The organism is Streptomyces sp. MAI_2237, assembly GCF_054189285.1.
The window spans coordinates 3,158,446-3,177,180 of the sequence record NZ_JAJPGQ010000003.1; the positions used below are offsets into that span (position 1 = coordinate 3,158,446).

At 71.5% G+C, this 18,735-nt stretch carries 19 protein-coding genes; 9 read left to right on the forward strand and 10 right to left on the reverse strand.

Translation table 11 applies throughout. The annotated features are described in order from the left end of the window. Positions 1-478: 478 nt before the first annotated feature. Positions 479-928, forward strand: a complete 450-nt coding sequence (locus LN251_RS24900; RefSeq protein WP_458246328.1) for a hypothetical protein — start codon at positions 479-481, stop codon at positions 926-928. A 697-nt stretch (positions 929-1,625) separates the two neighbouring features. Here LN251_RS24900 and LN251_RS24905 read toward each other — a convergent pair. Beyond that, a complete protein-coding gene (locus LN251_RS24905) occupies positions 1,626-1,826 on the reverse strand; it encodes a hypothetical protein (protein ID WP_458246329.1) in 201 nt (66 codons plus the stop codon). 338 nt (positions 1,827-2,164) lie between these two features. Here LN251_RS24905 and LN251_RS24910 point away from each other — a divergent pair, with 338 nt between their 5' ends. Together LN251_RS24910 and LN251_RS24915 are read left to right on the forward strand one after the other, a co-directional pair. Then, positions 2,165-2,464 carry a GntR family transcriptional regulator gene (locus LN251_RS24910; RefSeq protein WP_458246330.1) on the forward strand — a complete coding sequence of 100 codons (300 nt, stop codon included), beginning with the start codon at positions 2,165-2,167 and terminating at the stop codon, positions 2,462-2,464. 693 nt (positions 2,465-3,157) lie between these two features. Then, positions 3,158-3,709: a GNAT family N-acetyltransferase gene (locus tag LN251_RS24915; protein WP_458246331.1), complete on the forward strand. Its 552-nt coding sequence runs from the start codon at positions 3,158-3,160 to the stop codon at positions 3,707-3,709. 1 nt (position 3,710) lies between these two features. Here LN251_RS24915 and LN251_RS24920 read toward each other — a convergent pair whose 3' ends face one another. From LN251_RS24920 to LN251_RS24930, 3 genes are all read right to left on the reverse strand, one after another. After that, complete coding sequence (locus LN251_RS24920; RefSeq protein ID WP_458246332.1) at positions 3,711-4,133, reverse strand: acyl-CoA thioesterase; 423 nt, start codon at positions 4,131-4,133, stop codon at positions 3,711-3,713. 63 nt (positions 4,134-4,196) lie between these two features. Next, a complete protein-coding gene (locus LN251_RS24925) occupies positions 4,197-4,826 on the reverse strand; it encodes a hypothetical protein (protein ID WP_458246333.1) in 630 nt (209 codons plus the stop codon). Positions 4,827-4,929: 103 nt separating this feature from the next. Then, positions 4,930-6,138 (reverse strand): pyridoxal phosphate-dependent aminotransferase, encoded by a 1,209-nt coding sequence (locus LN251_RS24930; RefSeq protein WP_458246334.1) that lies wholly within the window; start codon positions 6,136-6,138, stop codon positions 4,930-4,932. A gap of 81 nt (positions 6,139-6,219) precedes the next feature. Between LN251_RS24930 and LN251_RS24935 the strand changes: the two genes are divergently transcribed. Continuing rightward, positions 6,220-6,846 (forward strand): winged helix-turn-helix transcriptional regulator, encoded by a 627-nt coding sequence (locus LN251_RS24935; protein ID WP_458246335.1) that lies wholly within the window; start codon positions 6,220-6,222, stop codon positions 6,844-6,846. Positions 6,847-6,891: 45 nt separating this feature from the next. Here the strand turns inward: LN251_RS24935 and LN251_RS24940 are convergent, their stop codons facing one another. Genes LN251_RS24940 through LN251_RS24950 form a run of 3 tightly spaced genes read right to left on the reverse strand, consistent with a single transcriptional unit; the run spans position 6,892 to position 10,511 of the window. Continuing rightward, a complete protein-coding gene (locus LN251_RS24940; protein WP_458246336.1) occupies positions 6,892-7,701 on the reverse strand; it encodes a hypothetical protein in 810 nt (269 codons plus the stop codon). Then, positions 7,701-8,966, reverse strand: coding sequence for a VWA domain-containing protein (locus LN251_RS24945; RefSeq protein ID WP_458246337.1), 1,266 nt, complete (start codon positions 8,964-8,966; stop codon positions 7,701-7,703). The genes LN251_RS24940 and LN251_RS24945 overlap by 1 nt, the downstream gene beginning before the upstream one ends. A 45-nt stretch (positions 8,967-9,011) precedes the next feature. Next, the gene (locus tag LN251_RS24950) at positions 9,012-10,511 is read right to left on the reverse strand and encodes an IucA/IucC family protein (RefSeq protein ID WP_458246338.1); all 1,500 of its coding nucleotides are present in this window, start codon (positions 10,509-10,511) and stop codon (positions 9,012-9,014) included. A 103-nt stretch (positions 10,512-10,614) separates the two neighbouring features. Between LN251_RS24950 and LN251_RS24955 the strand changes: the two genes are divergently transcribed. Genes LN251_RS24955 through LN251_RS24965 form a run of 3 tightly spaced genes read left to right on the forward strand, consistent with a single transcriptional unit; the run spans position 10,615 to position 13,335 of the window. Beyond that, complete coding sequence (locus LN251_RS24955) at positions 10,615-12,117, forward strand: IucA/IucC family protein (protein WP_458246339.1); 1,503 nt, start codon at positions 10,615-10,617, stop codon at positions 12,115-12,117. Positions 12,118-12,139: 22 nt separating this feature from the next. Next, positions 12,140-13,045 carry a HipA family kinase gene (locus LN251_RS24960; RefSeq protein ID WP_458246340.1) on the forward strand — a complete coding sequence of 302 codons (906 nt, stop codon included), beginning with the start codon at positions 12,140-12,142 and terminating at the stop codon, positions 13,043-13,045. Continuing rightward, positions 13,042-13,335, forward strand: coding sequence for a SelT/SelW/SelH family protein (locus LN251_RS24965; RefSeq protein ID WP_458246341.1), 294 nt, complete (start codon positions 13,042-13,044; stop codon positions 13,333-13,335). The genes LN251_RS24960 and LN251_RS24965 overlap by 4 nt, the downstream gene beginning before the upstream one ends. On the opposite strand, the gene aceB is transcribed toward LN251_RS24965, so the two are convergent. Then, the gene (aceB, locus tag LN251_RS24970) at positions 13,325-14,950 is read right to left on the reverse strand and encodes a malate synthase A (RefSeq protein WP_458246342.1); all 1,626 of its coding nucleotides are present in this window, start codon (positions 14,948-14,950) and stop codon (positions 13,325-13,327) included. The two genes, LN251_RS24965 and aceB, sit on opposite strands and share 11 nt — an antisense overlap. A 184-nt stretch (positions 14,951-15,134) precedes the next feature. Further along, the gene (locus LN251_RS24975; RefSeq protein WP_403949450.1) at positions 15,135-15,734 is read right to left on the reverse strand and encodes a nucleotidyltransferase family protein; all 600 of its coding nucleotides are present in this window, start codon (positions 15,732-15,734) and stop codon (positions 15,135-15,137) included. A gap of 191 nt (positions 15,735-15,925) precedes the next feature. Between LN251_RS24975 and LN251_RS24980 the strand changes: the two genes are divergently transcribed. Beyond that, positions 15,926-16,240 carry a DUF5955 family protein gene (locus LN251_RS24980; RefSeq protein ID WP_458246343.1) on the forward strand — a complete coding sequence of 105 codons (315 nt, stop codon included), beginning with the start codon at positions 15,926-15,928 and terminating at the stop codon, positions 16,238-16,240. A gap of 42 nt (positions 16,241-16,282) precedes the next feature. On the opposite strand, the gene LN251_RS24985 is transcribed toward LN251_RS24980, so the two are convergent. Beyond that, positions 16,283-17,074: an IclR family transcriptional regulator gene (locus tag LN251_RS24985; RefSeq protein ID WP_458246344.1), complete on the reverse strand. Its 792-nt coding sequence runs from the start codon at positions 17,072-17,074 to the stop codon at positions 16,283-16,285. A gap of 272 nt (positions 17,075-17,346) precedes the next feature. Here LN251_RS24985 and allB point away from each other — a divergent pair, with 272 nt between their 5' ends. Next, positions 17,347-18,687, forward strand: a complete 1,341-nt coding sequence (gene allB / locus LN251_RS24990) for an allantoinase AllB (protein ID WP_458246345.1) — start codon at positions 17,347-17,349, stop codon at positions 18,685-18,687. The last annotated feature ends 48 nt before the right edge of the window (positions 18,688-18,735 follow it).

The window sequence follows — 18,735 nt, forward strand, 5'->3', positions numbered from 1 at the left end:
TCACCACCCCTCCGGGGGTGAACTGTGCGGTTTAGCCGCGACGTCGTCGCACAGATCCGTGAATGCCCCTGGGGTGGCCTGAAAGGCGCCTGCCCTCACTGCGTATCGCTCATCGTCCAGGAGGCCGCCATGCGGGCGCACAGTCGTTCTGGAGAAGAGCCCGTCGTACGCCTTGCATGGCTCCTGGGAATCATTGAGCAAGACCCCGGAATAGAGCAGGCCGCACGCCGCGTCATGTGGAATGCGTCGAGGCCGAAGAAGGTGGGAGCGGTCAGCTCCTAGGCGATGACCTCCGAGCCGCTCGCCGCATTCGATAGACGGTCGCCGGCTCGGGGGTTCCTGAGAATTGCGTGGATTGCCAGTGGGGCCCGGTAGATTCGCCACATCGACCGGGATCGCCCGGCCCCCGGTCTGTGAAAGCCCGGAGACGGAACCCATCTCTTCCCCGAGAGATGGCGGCCAGGAAAGGGGACGCGCCGTGAACTATGGCGGCGGATTCGGTTACTACGGGGGCGACCCCGATGAGTACGAGCAGGACGACGAGGACTTTGAGCCTCAGCCGCAGCAGCGGCGCAACGCGCCTAGGTCGCCAGGGCTCCGAGCCCACATGAAGGCGATCACGGCGGAAAACCGGCAGCTCAAGAAAGAGTTGGAAGAACAGAAGGCTGCACTCGCGGAATTGATGGAGGGCGAGACCCTTCAGCCTTCCCAGGGTGCGTATCCGAACTCCCGACTCACGCAGGAAGAGCAGCTTCAAATCCAGCGGATGCAGGAGCAAGGGGTGGTGGGCGTAGCAGCCCCGGCCGGAACTCAGGCTGAGCAGATTCGCCAGATACGGAATGCGGAGACGCCGGACGCCCTCATGGCTTACTTGCGCAGCCAGGGGAATTCGGCAGGGACGCAGTCCTACAACGGAATGGGTTACTGAGATGGATTCCATGCGAGCTGTGCCAGGGGCTGACCTTTCCGGTGACCCGGGCCATGAGTCGGGGCGCCAGGACATGCGGGCGCTCAAGGGCGGGTGCGCCGCCGCATACACGCAGCAGCCGCTCATGGGTGCCAACGCGGGCGCTCAGCGCCCCGGCCCGAATGCCATGGACTCGGAGTCGCCTGACTCTGGATTCCTCGGCGCGTCCGCGCAGACGTACCGGACCAATGGCACGGGCGGCACTGACTCCCGTCCCGGGACGGCCTGAGTCTGTCAGGCAGTCAAAGGGGTCTGGCACCTACCGGATATCTATTCCTCCGGTTCCGTAGACCAGCCATGGCAGGGCGTCGATAAGCCTGGTAGGTGCACAGAAGAGGGGCCACGCGCATTCACGCGTGGCCCCTCTTTATTGAATATTGCCGAGGGGCCTCGAATTAGCCCCTCAAGCTCTCCTTGAATTCATCCATAAAAGGCACATTCGAGGCTTCTGAATTGCCAGGGGGTGGAAATGTCGACTTTTCTCTATCGGAATGCTTGCGCGATGCGAATTCAGGGCGGTGTGGGCGAAAAGGGGAGGACTCCCCATCTGTCCCCGGATGCCTGGTTGCCACGGCGTCGGCCTGGCGCGAGCGCCTCTGGCGCACGGCAACGCCCCGCCGGGCAGCGTCACCGGCGGGGCGTTGGTCTGTGCGGGGCCTCAGCTACCCGCAGCCCAGAGCCGCATCATGATCCGCAGGAGGTCGCCGTCGATCATGTCGACGGCATCTGCGTGGTCGCGGTGCGCCCATACGGTCCAGCCGGGGCCGGAGTTGCCCGTGTCGTGCAGGACGGCCACGGCGTCACCGGGGTCGGTGATCGGCTCATCGCACCAATGACACACGCGCACGGGGGCGGTCATGACGCGACTCCCCGTGCTTCGCGGCGCGCGAGGCGGTACGCCTCGGCCAGGTGCTGCGCCTCCGTGCAGGGCTCCTCCGGAGGCTCCGGGCTCTTGCACGCGGTGCACCCGGCGCAGTGCTCCAAAAGGGCGCTGTAGGCGACCTGCGCGCGCTGTTCGGCATTAGGTGGTCGATCGGTAGCGTGTGGCATGTCGGCACTCCTTGGGTGTCCGGCCATGCCCCGGGAGTCCTGACCGACTCGCCGGGGTCCTTTCGTCTCCGACGGTAGTCACTCAAGTAGAGCTCTGTATAGCTCTCCAAAGATTCGTGCTGCTCGATAGCGCTTTACGTTGCCTCTATGAGTGATCGCAGCGAGGTGCCTGAGTTCAACCCGCAGGGCCCGCAGCTCATCTACGTGGCCGTGGCCGACCACATCGAGGCCAGGATTCGAGCAGGTGAACTCAGGCCAGGTGCACGCCTGGCCTCTGAGCGTGATCTCGCCCAGGAGTACGGCGTGGCATATCTGACGGTCCGGCGGGCCGCCGGGGTGCTGCGCGAGCGGGGTCTGATCGTCACTGTCCACGGGCGCGGCACCTATGTGGCCGACCCCGTGCCCGGTGGGGCGTCCCCGGAGCAGGCGCAGCCGCCGCAGGCGTAGAGCCTGAGAGGCCTGGGACCTGCGCGGGGGCGGGGTTTATCCCGTCCCAGGTGCTCCAGGTTAAAACCCCCGGGTCAGACCGGGGCAATCCGGACATCGTGCAGGCCGCATGGATGATTTCGTGCGCTGATCCGTGTGCGCTGCACCGGGTGGTTATCCGCAGCCGCTCGTGCCTGCCTGCGGACGCCTGGCCGTTGCCCTATGGGTGAATGGCCACGGCGTGCAGTCCATGGATAAAGCGAGCGCCCTCATGCCGCTCAAGCCGTGCGCCGTGGAGTTCGCCTCCATCGCCGCGTTGGTCATGCCGTTGATCATGGGCAAGCCGATGCCCTTCGCTCCCAACCCCTGGCCGTCGGCAGGGTTGCCATGCCTCACGTCAGGCGCCGTGACGACGTGCATGGCAGGGCCGGATTCTGACTACAGGGCGTAGCGCTGGAGGCGCGTGCCAGTGCTACGGCCGATCACGGCCAGATTCGCTGCTGTAAATCGCTCTGACCTGCATGTTCCTTGATCACATAGTGACTACTCTCCGTGCAACCATGAGTGGAACGTTGTCGACGGAGATGTAGCGGCTGGGCTTCACGCGGCGTGCGGACATGACCGCGGATCATCGCAGCCGAACACGGCCGGCCGCATCCTATTTCGGCGCCCGGGCGCCCCTCGCCCCGAACGGGCCGTCGTAGGCTCCCCCGCATGGACAGGATCACCGCACGGCTGACGGCGCCCCCCACTGCCTCGGCTCCGGCGCTGGCGCTGCGCCCCTGGGAAGCGGGCGACGCCCCCGCGCTGCTCGGGCTGCGGGGCGACGACGCCCTGCGGCGCTGGACGACTTTCGCCGTCGAGGACGAGAGCGCTGCGGCGAGCTGGGTGACGGAGCAGCGGCGCGGCTGGGAGACGGGCGAGCGGCTCGCCTTCGCCGTCGTGGAGGAGGACGCGCCCGTCGGCCATGTGGTCCTCAAACGCGCCACCCCCGGTGCCGCCTCGGCGGAGGTCGGCTACTGGACCGCAGCCCGCGCCCGCGGCCGTGGGATCGCGCCGCGGGCCCTGGAGGCGCTGACGGACTGGGCCTTCGCCGAGTTCGCCGACGACGGACTCGCCCGCCTGGAACTCGTGCACCAGACCGACAACACGGCCTCCTGCGCGGTCGCGCGGAAGTGCCGCTACGAACTCACCGGGCTGCTGCCCGCCGCACCGCCCGCCTTCCCCCGGGACGGGCATGTGCACGCGCGGACCCGGCCGGCGTAGATCAGAGGCCGAACAGCTCCGGCCGGTCCGTCAGCGCGCGGAAGTATCCCCGCGGGTCGGCGACCAGCCGGCGCTCCGCGAGATCCAGCAGGCCGCCGACCGAGCGCAGTTCGGCGGAGACCGTGCCGTCCGCCTTCGTGATGGTCTGCGCGACCTGGAACGTCTTGCCCTCGCCCCACTCGAAGGCGCACGACACCGACACCTCGTCGCCCGCGCGCAGTTCGCGCACGTAGTCGACGGTCGTCCGCAGGACCACCGGCCCGACCCCCTTGGCGAGCAGTTCGGCGGGGCCCACCCCGGCGGCCTGGAGGATGGACCACCGGGCGTGCTCCGCGTACTGGAGGTACACGCTCTGGTTGAGGTGGCCCAGTGCGTCTGTCTCGTATCCGCGGACGGTCACCGGGACGGAAAACGGCTCGCTCACTGCGTTCCCTTCGCGTACTGACTCTCGTGCCGGATGTGACGACCTCCGATCTTGGCATGCTCATCACGCCCGGCGCGGGGAGGCCAGGAGATACCGCCTCCCCGTGCGCGGCTCCGCGTACTCGCCGACCTGCCAGCCCGCCCGCTCCAGCGTCGCCGCGCACGCCCGCCGGGCCTCCTCGGCCGGCTCGTGGACGGCGACCGCCTCCGGCTGCGGTGTCGCGCGCACCCGGTAGCCCTCCGGGCCCGCCCCGGCCGGACGGTGCCCGGCCGCCTCCAGGGCGAGCGCGGCCGCCTGCACGAGATGCGTGCGCTCCCAGTCGCAGGGCCGGTCCGTGGCGCAGTCACGGTTGGTCATGCGGCGCAGCTCCAGCAGTCCCTGCCAGGCGCTGTGCACCTCGCGGACGCGGGCCGGACCGGTCTGCGGCGCCTCCTCCTCGCCGCCGACCCGCGCGGCGAACCCACCTCCCGCCGCGGCCGCCTCGGGTTCCGCAGGGACGGCCGGCTCCTCGGCGCCGCGTATCCGGTGCCCGGCCGGCGTCAGGAAGTGGTCGTGCGGCGGCCGCGGGTGCCGGAAGGCCAGCCCCCGCTTCACCAGCGCCGCCAGCTGCGCCTCCGTACCCCGCAGCCGCCCGGTGACGGGATCGGCGGCGTCGATGACACGCCGCTGCGCGGCGGTCGGCGGTCGTGTCACGGCGTCCTCCTCCCGGCCTCGGGCCCCTGCTCCCACCTGCTTCGAAGGCTACGACGCGGGTCTGACAACCGGCCCGCGCAGAGGCGGCGGCGACGTGGTGCCGCTACTGCCGGTACCCGCTGAGGAACCGCCCGATCCGGCCGATGGCCGCCTCCAGGTCGTCGGCGTGGGGCAGGGTGAGGATGCGGAAGTGGTCGGGGGCGGGCCAGTTGAAGCCCGTGCCCTGCACCACCTGGATCTTCTCGCGGAGCAGCAGGTCCAGGACGAACTTCTCGTCGTCGTGGATCTTGTGCACCTTGGGGTCGATGCGCGGGAACGCGTACAGCGCGCCCTTGGGCTTCACGCAGGACACCCCGGGGATCTCGTTGAGCTTCTCCCAGGCCACGTCGCGCTGTTCGTAGAGGCGGCCGCCGGGTGTGGTCAGGTCGCGGATGGACTGGCGGCCGCCGAGCGCGGCCTGGATGGCGTACTGGGCGGGGGCGTTGGCGCACAGGCGCATGGAGGCCAGCATGGTCAGGCCCTCCAGGTAGTTCTTCGCGTGCTGTTTCGGGCCGGTCACCACCAGCCAGCCCGAGCGGAAGCCGGCAACCCGGTAGGTCTTCGACAGGCCGCAGAAGGTCAGGACGACGAGGTCGGGGGCGAGGGCCGCGGCGGAGTGGTGGACGGCGTCGTCGTAGAGGATCTGGTCGTAGATCTCGTCGGCGAAGACCATCAGGCCGTGCCGCCGGGCGAGGTCGAGGATGCCCTCGACGACCGCCTTGGGGTAGACCGCGCCGGTGGGGTTGTTGGGGTTGATGATGACCACGGCCTTGGTGCGGTCCGTGATCTTCGACGCCATGTCCTCCAGGTCCGGGTTCCAGTCGGACTGCTCGTCGCAGAGGTAGTGCACCGCCTTGCCGCCCGCCAGCGTGGTGACCGCCGTCCAGAGGGGGAAGTCCGGGGCGGGGATGAGGATCTCGTCGCCGTCCTCGACCAGCGCCTGAACGGCCATGGACACCAGCTCGGAGACGCCGTTGCCGAGGAAGACGTCGTCGACGTCGACCTCCAGGCCCAGGGTCTGGTAGCGCTGGGCGACCGCCCGGCGGGCGGAGAGGATGCCGCGCGAGTCGGTGTAGCCGTGTGCCTGGGGGAGCATCCGGATCATGTCCTGGAGGATCTCCTCCGGCGCCTCGAAGCCGAACACCGCGGGGTTGCCGGTGTTCAGGCGCAGCACGCTGTGGCCCGCCTCCTCCAGCGCGTTGGCGTGCTCGATCACCGGGCCGCGGATCTCGTAACAGACCTCGCTGAGCTTGTTCGACTGCCGGAACTCCATGCGTCCCTCCGGTATCTGGTGGTGCTTGGTTTTACCAAGTGGGTGCTTGGAAAGTCCAATGACATGTCTAGACTGCGTCGCATGTCACGACGCCGAAGCTACGACCAGTACTGTTCCGCCGCCCGCGCGCTCGATGCCGTCGGCGACCGCTGGACCCTGCTGATCGTCCGGGAGCTGCTGGCCGGACCCCGCCGCTACACCGACCTGCACGCGGACCTGCCCGGTGTGAGCACGGACGTACTCGCCTCACGGCTGAAGGACATGGAGCGCGACGGGCTGACGACCAGGCGCCGCCTGCCGCCGCCCGGCGCCGCCTACGTCTACGAACTCACCTCGCGCGGACGCGAGTTGCTGCCCGTGCTGCAGGCGCTCAGCGTGTGGGGGCAGGAGGAGCTGGGGGAGCGGCGGCCCACGGACGCCCTGCGCGCCCACTGGTTCGCGCTGCCCCTGCTGCGGGCGCTGGAGGGCGAAGGACTCGTCGAAGTCGGCCTGGAGGAGGGCGACTTCCACCTCTTCGTCGGCGCCGAGGACGGCCCGGTGTACGGCGACGGTCCCGCCCCCGGTGAGCCGGACGCGCGGCTCGTCCTGGACGCCGGGACCTGTGCTGCCCTCGGCCGCGGGGAGTTGCGCCTCGCCGACGCGGTGCGGGACGGGCGCGTCACGGTCACCGGCGACGGCACGCTCGCCAAGTCCCTGCGGGACGCATGAGAAGAGCCCGCCGTACGGACGTACGGCGGGCTCCCCGACGGGCCGTCAGGCCGCGGGCGGCACCCGGGAGGGCCGGCCCGACCCGCGGGTCAGCGCGTAGCCGCCGATCCCGGCGAGCGCGGCCAGCACCGCGCCGATCCCGGTCCACACCCAGCGGTCCGACCACCAGCCGGACGTCCAGCCGCCGTCGGGCTCGATGCTGGACAGCACCGCCGCCTTCGACGTGTCACCGTCCTTGAAGCCCGACTTCGACGACACGGCGATGCCCGGCACCAGCGGTTGCGCCAGCGAGCCGTCCACCGCCGCCGAGCCGCCGATGTCCTTGGAGTCGACCCGCACGGACGCCTTCACCGGCTGGCCCAGGTCGGCCGTCGTCAGGTTCAGCGCCGTCAGCCGGATGTAGTAGGTGCCCGGCAGCGGGTCGTCGGCCCACGGCTCCGACCAGGCCCGGACCGTGCGCAGCACACAGGCCAACTCGACGTTCGTGGAGCCCTGTTCGGCCGTACGGGTCTGCGCCCCGTACTGGCAGGACTGGCGGCGGCGCAGACCGTCGTAGACGTCGATCTGCCAGGTCTGGGCCGCGTGCGAGGCCGGCAGCTTCACCGTCGCCCGCACCGTGGGCCGTTGCCCGGCGTCCGCGGGGAACGACCAGTACAGGTAGTCGCCCGTGGAGGCGCTCGCGGTCGCCTCCTGCCCCTGGTCGACCTCGGCCGCCGTACGGAACGACGTGCCCGCCGACGTCGGCGCGGAGTCGTCGCCCGAGGCGCTCGGGGAGGGGGAGGAGTCCGCGACGGCCGGGGTGACCGTCAGCCCGAACAGCAGCGCCGCCGCGCCCAGCATCCGTGTGATCCGCATCAGTTGGTCCTCCAGACCGCGACCCGCCAGCGCGACAGCCAGCCCCACAGCAGACCGGCGACGAAACCGAACAGCACCAGCACACCCAGCAGCCACCAGCCGCGCCCGAGACCGAACGACGCCACGTCGCTCGCCTTCGAGGGGCCGTCGACGACGTCCACCGTCAGCTCCAGCGGCATACCGGGCGTGGTCTTCACACCCGAGGCCGGAGAGAAGGAGTTGGTCACCTGAAGGCACACCGTCTCCGCGGGAGCGTCGTCCGCGTCGCTCTCCGCCTTCGGGTAGCGCAGCCCCGTCGAGATCACGTCGGTGCGGCCGTTGCCCGCCGACTCGCCGCGCACGATCTCCCGGCCGTGCACCGTGACCGCCCGCAGCAGCACGCCGTAGGACGGGTTAACGGCCCGGTCCGCCGCCACGCTGACCGAGGCACGCAGCTCCTTGCCCGGGTCGACGTCCACCTTGTACCAGCGCTGCTGCCCGAACTCCTCGCGGTCGGTGAACAGACCCGACTTCAGCGTCGGCGCGTCGGTGCACTGCGTGGCGCCCTCGGTCGCCACCGGCGTCACCACCGGGTCGGCGGCGCGATCCACCAACTGGTTGACCTTGTCGGTGAGTTCGTCGGTGTGCTCGACCGAGGTGTACGTCCCCCCGGTCGCCTCCGCGATACAGCTGAGCTGCTTGTTCAGCTTGGTGTTCGGGACCAGGCCGAGCGTGTCGATGGTCATGCCGATGCCCTTGGCGGCTATCTCGCGGGCCACCTCGCACGGGTCGAGCGGGGCGCAGGTGTCCTCGCCGTCGGTGATCAGCACGATCCGCTTGGAGCCGTCACCGTCGGCGAGGTCGCCCGCGGCCTTCAGCAGCGCGGGGCCGATCGGCGTCCACCCGGTCGGCGAGAGCGTCGCCACCGCCGTCTTGGCCTCGGTGCGGTCCAGCGTGCTGACCGGGTACAGCTGCGCGGTGTCCTTGCAGCCCGTCTGCCGGTCGTTGCCCGCGTAGTTCGCGCCGAGCGTGCGGATGCCGAGCTGGACGTCCTCGGGCGTGGCGTCGAGGACCTCGTTGAACGCCTGCTTCGCCGCCGCCATCCGGGTGCCGCCGTCGATGTCCCGGGTCCGCATGGAACCGCTGACGTCGAGGACGAGGTCGACCTTCGCGTTCGCCCCGCTCGTGGGTTCGCCGGCCTCCGCCGCGGCCGGGAAGGCGAGCCCGGCCGCCAAGGTGGCGAGCAGGGCGCACACTCCCGCCGCCAGCCGTTGTGTTCTGATCATCGGCGGATCCTATTGATCAGGTGGGCCGTGATCCAAAACGACCGGTCAGCGCAGGGGGTTGGGCAAGACGGTCCACTGGTCCCCGGGCGTCCCCGGCGACATCCGCATCAGCGTCAACGCCTTCGTCGGGAGCGGCTCTTCGAGCAGGGCCACGAGGTCGGGCGTGCGCGGCAGATCCCGTACGGCGGTCTCGAGCGCCGCCCCCAGCGCGCCCGCCGAACCCGCCGTACCGGCGAGCGCGCCCGCGACCAGGGAGCCGAACAGCTTGCGCCTGAGGGCGGTTTCGTCGTCCGTGACGATCCGTCCGGTCAGCTCCGGGACCGGGACGCCGTGCCGGGCGAGCCGTGCCGGGCTGACGCGGATGTCGGCGAGGTCGCGGTAGACCAGCCGCAGCGGGGCGCCCGTGGCGGAGAGGACGACCAGCAGGTTCTGGCCGTGCGCCTCCAGAGCCACACCGATCTCCAGCAGACGCAGCCCGACGGTGAGGGCGAGGCGGGCGAACTCGGCGAGCCACGACGGCGACGACGGCAGCGCGGTGGTGGCCAGCGCGGCCACCGGCACCACCCGCTCGCCCCGGTCCGTCGCCGCGTACGTCCCCGGTGACTCCCGCAGCACGGCGGCGAGGTCGGGCGAGTCGGCCGTCGCCGCCCCCAGCGTCCGGGTGACGTGCAACAAGCCGTCCGAACGCGCCGCCAGCGACTCCCCGAACGCCGACAGCGTCGCCGACATGCCGACCGAGTAGACCGAGATGTCCCGCACCGAGGACGTCAGCCGGGCGCTGAGCGCGGTCTTGACGTGCGGCCCGTCCGGCACGGCGAGCGTCCGCAAGGACATCAGCGGGTGCGCGGCGAACCCGTCCTCGCAGCTCCGCTTCAGCACGTGCGCCGCCTGCCACGGATGCACCGGCAGCAACAGCCGTCCCGTGTCCCGCAGTTCGTCCGGCCACACCCCCGTCACCAGGCACTCCTCCGGGCGCACCGCGACCGTCCCCAGCCGCACCACCGGCCGGTGCTCGGGCCCGTACGCCAGCTGTTCGGCGACCGAGAAGCCGGGCCGGGAACGGCAGTTGGGGTGGTACGGATGCCCGTCCACCACCCGCTGCTCCCACTCCCGGTCGGTCGTCGGCCACGCGTCCGTGAGCGGCGCCCGGTCGGCGCGCGACAGCGCCGTCGAGGCCACGCTGTGCCCCAGCTCGGCCGCGAAGCCGCTGCCGTGCGGCACGGCCAGGCCGGTCATCAGCCGCGCCGGATCGTCGTACGCCGTGCCGTCCAGTCGTACGACATCGACGTACGCGTCGGTCGCGTACGGGTCCGCGGCCGGGCCGTGCAGCCGGCGGCCGTCGGCCAGGCGCAGGGCGAGGCCCTCCCGGCCGGGCTCACGCCCCGCGACCCAGGGCAGCGGCTCGTACGCGAGCGCCCGCCACAGCCGGGTCAGCACGGCCGCCCGGGCGCCCGCCAGCTCGGCCGCGTACCGTGACAGCAGGCCGGGACGTACGACGGCCAGCTCGTCGGCGACCTCGGTCTCCGCGGGTCGGGGACGGTCCACGGGCGTGCTCCTCGGGTACGAACAGGGCGTCACGGACAGGTCGCGACGGCATACATACTGATCATCTTCTCCCGAACGGGCCTTCAGGGAACGAGTGGATCGCGTGGATCTCATCCCCCCTCATGCCGGTGGCGACGCCGACCGCGCCGACGCGTACGCCGCCGTGCCGCTCCTCAACTGTCTGCTGCGTGAGGTGGCGGAGCCCGTGTCCGGCCCACCGTCCCCGGACGAGCGGGCACCGCGCACGTACCGGCTGCCCGGCACCGGCCGCCTGCTGCGGGTGCGCGGCGAGCGGCGTCCGGCCGCTCCCGAGGTGTTCGCGGCCGGGCAGTGGCACCGCGTCGGCCACACCGAACTCGTCAAGCTCGTCGGCGAGGAGCTGCGCCGGCACACCGGCCTGTCCAACCACGAACTGCCCGCCGAGATGATCGACAGCCGGGACGCCGTGGCCGCGCTGCTCGCCGCCCGCGCCCGGGCCACCGCGCCCGAGGACCCGTACCTGCGCTCCGAGCAGTCCCTGATCACCGGCCACCCGTACCACCCGGCGCCCAAGGCGCGCGGCGGTGGTCCGGTCGCCGGCTGGCTGCCGTACGCCCCCGAGGCGCACGCCCGCTTCCCGCTGGTCCTGCTCGGCGTGCGCGAGGACACGGTCGTCGAGGAGGGCGACACCTCCGCGCTGGACGCGCTCGGCGAGGCGCCGCCCGGCTACCGGCTGCTGCCGGCCCACCCCTGGCAGCTGGACCTGGTCGACCTCGCGCCCGCCTTCGCCGACGGCCGCCTGGTCCGGCTGGGCACGACCGGCTTCGACGCCTGGCCGACGGCCGCGATCCGCACGCTGTACGCCCCGGCCCACGACCTGTTCCTGAAGTTCAGCCTCGACGTCCGCATCACCAACGACATCCGCCGGCTGTGGCGCCACGACCTGCTGAGGCTGCGCCGGACCGACACGGCCGTCACGGCCGCGTTCGCCGCGATGGGCGCCCCGGCCGCCTGGCTCGGCGACCGCGGCTACCGCACCGCGGGATGCGCCTTCGAGGAACTCGCCGTCCTGGTCCGCGACGGACTGCGCGGGCGCGTGCTGCCCGGCGCGACCCCGCTGCTCGCCGCCGGGCTGGTGGAGGGCTTCGAGGGCAGCCCGCTCGACACCGCCGAGGACCCGGCGGCCTGGTGGGAGGCGTATCTGAGGGCCGTCGTGCCCCCGGCGCTGACCGCCTTCGCCGAGCACGGCGTCGTCCTGGAGGCCCATCTGCAGAACACGCTGGTCGCCGTGGACGCCGCCGGCACTCCGGTGCAGGCCCTGTTCCGGGACGCCGAGGGCGTCAAGCTGCTGCCGGAGGTGTCCCGGGCGGCGGGCTGGGAGCGCCTGGTGTACTGCCTGGTCGTCAACCACCTCACCGAGGTCGCGGGCGCCCTGGCCGAACGCCGCCCCGGCCTCGACCCCTGGCCCGCCGCCCGCCGCGAACTGTCCCGCCACGGCCTCCCCGAGGCCTCCGGCCTGCTCACGGCACCCACCCTGCCCGGCAAGACCAACCTGCTGCTGCGCTGGACGGGCGCGGACGGCGCGGACGCCCGCTATCTGCCGCTGCCGAATCCGCTGGCCGGGTGAGCGCTGACATACCCTGGCCGATGTGCTGCGCGACGTGACTGCTGTTCGATATGTGACCCCGCTGCGGTCCGGCGGCTCCGTGCCCGGAGTCGTCGAGGCCGACGACCTGGGCACCTACGTCGTGAAGTTCACGGGCTCCGCGCAGGGCCGCAAGGCGCTCGTCGCCGAGGTGATCGTCGGCGAGCTGGCCCGCGCGCTCGGACTGCGCTTCCCCGAGCTGGTCCTCGTGCACTTCGACCCGGCGATCGCCGACGGCGAGCCGCACCAGGAGGTCCGCGACCTGCATGCCGCGAGCAGCGGCCTCAACCTCGGCATGGACTACCTGCCGGGCGCCAAGGACTTCACCCCGGACCTCGCGAAGGTCTTCCCGGTGGACCCCCTGGAGGCGGGCCGGATCGTCTGGCTGGACGCCCTGACCGTCAACGTCGACCGCACGGTCCACAGCTCCAACCTGATGGTCTGGCCGACCCTGGGCACCGTGCCCCCGCGGCTGTGGCTCATCGACCACGGCGCCGCCCTCGTCTTCCACCACCGCTGGGACGGCACCGACCCCGCCAAGGCCTACGACTTCCGCCACCACGCCCTCGGCCACTACGGCCCGGACGTGCGCGCCGCCGACGCCGAGCTCGCGCCCAGGGTGACCGAGGAACTGCTGCGCCGGGTCGTCGCGGAGGTCCCCGACGCCTGGCTCACCGACCATGCCTCGCCCGCCGAGGCCCGCGACGCCTACGTGAGCTACCTGCACGCGCGGGTGCGGGCCTCGGCGCAGTGGCTGCCCACGGACTTCCCGAGCCGGGAGGAACTGGCCGCCGAGGAGGCCCGGCGGGCGGCGAAGAACCAGCAAGGACGCCCCGCGTGGCTCCGGCAGGTCCCCGACCTGCACGGCAAGCCCGCGGCCGAACAGGATTGGTCGGTGCACCTCGGATGAGTGGCCGGGTCGAGATCGAGTACTGCACCCAGTGCCGCTGGCTGCCCCGTGCCGCCTGGCTGGCGCAGGAACTGCTGACGACGTTCGAGGCGGAGCTGACCGAGCTGGCGCTGCGGCCGGGCAAGGGCGGGGTGTTCGTCGTGCGCGTGGACGACGAGGTCGTCTGGGACCGTCGCGAGCAGGGCTTTCCCGAGCCGACGGCGGTGAAGCGGGCCGTACGCGACCGAGTGGCCCCGGGGAAGCCCCTGGGCCACTCGGACACGGTCCCGCAGGAGGACGTCAGCCCTTGAGCTGCTCGTACGCCGGCAGGGTGAGGAAGTCGGCGTAGTCCTCGTCGAGGGAGACCGTCAGCAGCAGGTCGTGGGCCTGCTGCCAGTGGCCGGCCGCGAAGGCCTCCTCGCCGATCTCGCCGCGGATATTGTCCAGTTCCTCGGCGGCGACCTTGCGGGCCAGCTCCGGGGTGGCCCTCTCGCCGTTCTCGAACTCGACGCCCGCGTTGATCCACTGCCAGATCTGCGAGCGGGAGATCTCGGCGGTGGCCGCGTCCTCCATCAGGTTGAAGATGGCCACCGCGCCGAGACCGCGCAGCCACGCCTCGATGTAACGGATGCCCACCTGGACGGCGTTGACCAGACCGGCGTACGTCGGCTTCGCGTCCAGCGAGTCGACGGCGATCAGGTCGGCCGCCTCGACGTGCACGTCCTCGCGCAGCCGGTCCTTCTGGTTCGGCCGGTCGCCGAGGACCTTGTCGAAGGACTCCATGGCGATCGGGACCAGGTCGGGGTGGGCGACCCAGGAGCCGTCGAAACCGTCGTTCGCCTCGCGGTCCTTGTCGGCGCGGACCTTCTCGAAGGCCACCTTGTTCACCTCGGCGTCCCGGCGCGAGGGGATGAAGGCCGCCATGCCGCCGATGGCGTGCGCGCCGCGCTTGTGGCAGGTGCGGACGAGGAGTTCGGTGTACGCGCGCATGAACGGGGCCGTCATCGTGACCGCGTTGCGGTCCGGCAGGACGAACTTGGCGCCGCCGTCGCGGAAGTTCTTGACGATGGAGAACAGGTAGTCCCAGCGGCCGGCGTTCAACCCCGAGGCATGGTCGCGGAGTTCGTAGAGGATCTCCTCCATCTCGTACGCGGCCGTGATCGTCTCGATCAGGACGGTGGCGCGGATGGTGCCCTGGGGGATGCCGAGGTAGTCCTGCGCGAAGATGAACACCTCGTTCCACAGGCGGGCTTCGAGGTGCGACTCGGTCTTCGGGAGGTAGAAGTAGGGGCCCTTGCCGAGGCCGAGCAGGCGCTGGGCGTTGTGGAAGAGGTACAGGCCGAAGTCGACGAAGGCGCCGGGGACCTGGTTGCCGTCGGCGTCGACGAGGTGGCGCTCGTTGAGGTGCCAGCCACGCGGGCGCATGACGACCGTCGCCAGCTCCTCGTTCGGGCGCAGGGCGTACGACTTGCCGGACGTCTCGTCGGTGAAGTCGATGTTCCGGGTGTAGGCGTCGGCCAGATTGACCTGCCCGAGGACGACGTTCTCCCAGGTCGGCGCGGAGGCGTCCTCGAAGTCGGCGAGCCAGATCCTCGCGCCCGAGTTCAGGGCGTTGATGGTCATCTTGCGGTCGGTGGGACCGGTGATCTCCACGCGGCGGTCTTCCAGGGCCGCGGGGCAGGGGGCGACCTTCCAGGAGTCGTCGGCGCGGATCGCGGCGGTCTCCGGGAGGAAGTCGAGGGTGGAGGTGCGGGCGATCTCGGCGCGGCGCTCGGCGCGGCGGGCGAGGAGTTCGTCACGGCGCGGCGTGAACCGCCGGTGCAGCTCGGCCACGAAGGCGAGCGCCGCCTCGGTGAGGACCTCCTCCTGCCGGGGCAGGGGCTCGGCGTCGACGATGGCCAGCGGGGACGGCGCTGGTGTGGACATGAGCTGTCACTTCCTTCAGCGGTGGCACCGGGTGCCAGTCGTTCCGGGTACGGCGAGCAACACCCCGGGAGCAGCAGGGCGCTTCTGAACAGTGGATACTAGTTTCCTCATCGTGGAACTTCAATGGTTTGTTGATGTCGAGATTCTCCGGGTCGAGGGAAGGTGGCTCCGCGTGCCACCCCGCTCACTCAAGGTGGATCAGATCGGCCTCCGTGTCGATGTCGTACGGCCGTGCCACGTCCCCGCACTCGACGAGCCTGATCGCCTCCCGATGGGCCCGGAGGTAGGCGCGGGCCCCGCGATCCCCGCTCGCGCTCTCGGCGATCCCGGCCCAGTGCGCGGCACCCAGCAGCACCGGATGCCCGCGCACCCCGTCGTACGCGGCAGACGCGAGCGAGCCGTCGTCCTCGTAGGCGGCGAGTACCCGCCGCACCGCCTCCACGCCGATCCCCGGCTGGTCGACGAGCGAGACGAGGGCGGCCCGGGCGCCCGTCCCGGCGAGCGAGTCCAGCCCGGCCCGCAGCGAGGACCCCATGCCCTCCTCCCACGCCGGGTTCTCCACGACCACGCATCCGCCCAGCTCCGCCCGCCGGCGCACCTCGTCGGCCCGCGCCCCGAGGACCACGTGGACGCGGGCGCACCCGGCCGCGCGCAGCACGCCGACCGCGTACTCGACGAGCGGGCGCCCGCGGTGTTCCAGCAGGGCCTTGGGCCGCCCGCCGAGGCGGCGGCCGCCCCCGGCGGCGAGGAGCAGCCCGGCCGGTTCGCGCTCTTTCTCCGTCATGCGTCCTGCATACCTGACGCACGGGCGAGGGCCCGGTTTCCAGGGGCTGAATTTCGGTCCGCGCGGTGGCGCGCCCCGCATCGGGTGGCGTTTACTGACCCGCGTCCCCCGGCGCCCGACCAGTGCCACGGGACCGCTCGGCGGGAGCACCATCACACGACGGCGCACAGGGGAGTGCGAGGGGGAGAGCCGTGTTGCGGAGCTTGGGGCAGAAACCTGTGACGGGCAGCGGCGAGGATCCGAGGGTGGCGGGACTGCGCTCCGCCGTGTCCCGGCTGCGCCGCCAACTCGCCGCGCACCCGGCCGATTTCCCCGACCGCTGCATCGCCGAGGACGAACTGGCCGCCCTCGCCGCCATGACGATCGACGGCGCCCCCGAGATCCCGCGGCTCCGCCGCTCGTTACTGCTGATCGCCGGCGCCATCGGGTCGGTCAGCGCCCTCTCGGGCGGCCTGTCGGAGGTGCGCCACGCGGTGGACCTGTTCGGGGAGCCGCCCCGGCGGTGACGGGACGTCACCTCCCGTTCGCCGAGGTCTCCTCGGGCCGACTCAGCTTCCGGTGCTCGCCAGTGCCTCCGACAGCTCCACCGCCACCTGCTGCAGCAGCGGCACGATGCGCTCCGTCGCCGCCTCCGTGACCCGGCCGGCCGGGCCGGAGATGGAGATCGCCGTGGAGGTGGGGGAGTCGGGCACGGACACCGCGAGGCAGCGCACCCCGACCTCCTGTTCGTTGTCGTCGATGGCGTACCCCTGGCGCCGTACGTCCGCCAGGGCCGCCAGGAAGCCCTCCGGCGTGGTGATCGTCTTCTCCGTCGCGGCCGGCATGCCGGTGCGCGCGAGCAGGGCGCGGACCTCGTCGTCCGGGGTGTTCGCCAGGAGGGCCTTGCCGACACCCGTGGAGTGCGGCAGCACCCGGCGTCCGACCTCGGTGAACATGCGCATCGAGTGCTTCGAGGGCACCTGGGCGACGTAGACGATCTCGTCGCCGTCGAGCAGCGCCATGTTCGCCGTCTCACCAGTCTCCTCGACCAAGCGGGCCAGGTAGGGGCGCGCCCAGGTGCCCAGCAGGCGGGAGGCCGACTCGCCGAGGCGGATCAGGCGGGGGCCGAGCGCGTACCGGCGGTTGGGCTGCTGGCGGACGTATCCGCAGGCCACGAGGGTACGCATCAGGCGGTGGATGGTGGGCAGCGGCAGCCCGCTGCTCGCGGACAGCTCGCTCAGGCCGACCTCGCCGCCCGCGTCGGCCATCCGCTCGAGCAGGTCGAAGGCGCGCTCGAGGGACTGGACTCCGCCACCGTTGGACTTGGCGGAGTCGGTGGTGCTGGCGCTGGACGTCGGCACGGCGCGTTCCTTTCGGGACTGGCGGAAGGGGCCAAAGCCTACCCGGCAGCCGGTTGACTCCCCGCTCGTACGTAGCTACGTTCTGCTTGCTGGAATTCTAATTCCGCTTTGCGGAAACGTCCAGAGTGCAGGCGTCGGCAGCTCTCCCGGGAAGTGTGCCCTTGACGGCATCGGGACGGGAGTGAAGACTCCTTCAACAGAAAGTTGAATTCCGTTACGTGGAAGTAAATCCCGTTTCCGGGGCGTGACGGCGGCGGCAGAGAGGGGTCCGGGTGTCCGACACAGAACTGGTGCTGCGCTCGACACGCGTCATCACGCCCGAGGGGACGCGCGCCGCCTCGGTCGCGGTCGCCGACGGCACGATCACGGCCGTCCTGCCGTACGACGCCGACGTGCCCGCCGGTGCGCGCCTGGAGGACGTCGGCGACCACGTCCTGCTGCCCGGACTGGTCGACACCCACGTGCACGTCAACGACCCCGGTCGCACCGAGTGGGAGGGCTTCTGGACCGCCACCCGCGCGGCGGCGGCCGGCGGCATCACCACCCTCGTCGACATGCCGCTCAACTCCCTCCCGCCGACCACGACCGTCGACCACCTGCGCACGAAGCAGGCGGTCGCCGCCGACAAGGCGCACATCGACGTCGGCTTCTGGGGCGGCGCCCTGCCCGACAACGTCAAGGACCTGCGCCCGCTGCACGAGGCCGGCGTCTTCGGCTTCAAGGCGTTCCTGTCCCCGTCCGGCGTGGACGAGTTCCCGCACCTCGACCAGGACGGGCTCGCCCGGTCGCTCGCCGAGATCGCCTCCTTCGGCGGACTGCTGATCGTGCACGCCGAGGACCCGCACCACCTGGACGCCGCCCCGCAGCAGGACGGTCCCCGCTACGCCGACTTCCTCGCCTCCCGGCCGCGCGACGCCGAGGACACGGCCATCGCCCAGCTCATCGACCAGGCCAGACGCCTCGACGCCCGCGTGCACGTGCTGCACCTGTCGTCGAGCGACGCGCTGCCGCTGATCGCCGCCGCGAAGGCGGACGGCGTCCGCGTCACCGTCGAGACCTGCCCCCACTACCTCACCCTCACCGCCGAGGAAGTCCCGGACGGCGCCAGCGAGTTCAAGTGCTGCCCGCCCATCCGGGAGTCCGCCAACCAGGACCTGCTGTGGCAGGCGCTGGCCGACGGCACGATCGACTGCGTGGTCACCGACCACTCCCCGTCCACGGCCGACCTGAAGACCGGCGACTTCGCCACCGCCTGGGGTGGCATCTCCGGCCTCCAGCTGAGCCTCCCTGCCGTCTGGACGGCGGCCCGGGAGCGCGGCCACACCCTGCAGGACGTGGTCCGCTGGATGTCCTCCCGGACGGCCGGACTGGTCGGCCTGGACACCCGCAAGGGCGCCATCGCGCCCGGTCACGACGCCGACTTCGCGGTCCTCGCACCCGACGAGACCTTCACCGTGGACCCGGCGGCCCTCCAGCACCGCAACCGTGTCACCGCGTACGCCGGCAAGACCCTGTACGGCGTCGTGAAGTCGACCTGGCTGCGCGGCGAACGCATCGTCGCCGACGGCCAGTTCACCGACCCGAAGGGCCGCCTGCTGACCCGTGTCCCCTGATCCGCCCGCTCCCGAGGCGGCCCACTCCCGAAAGGAACCTTTGATCAC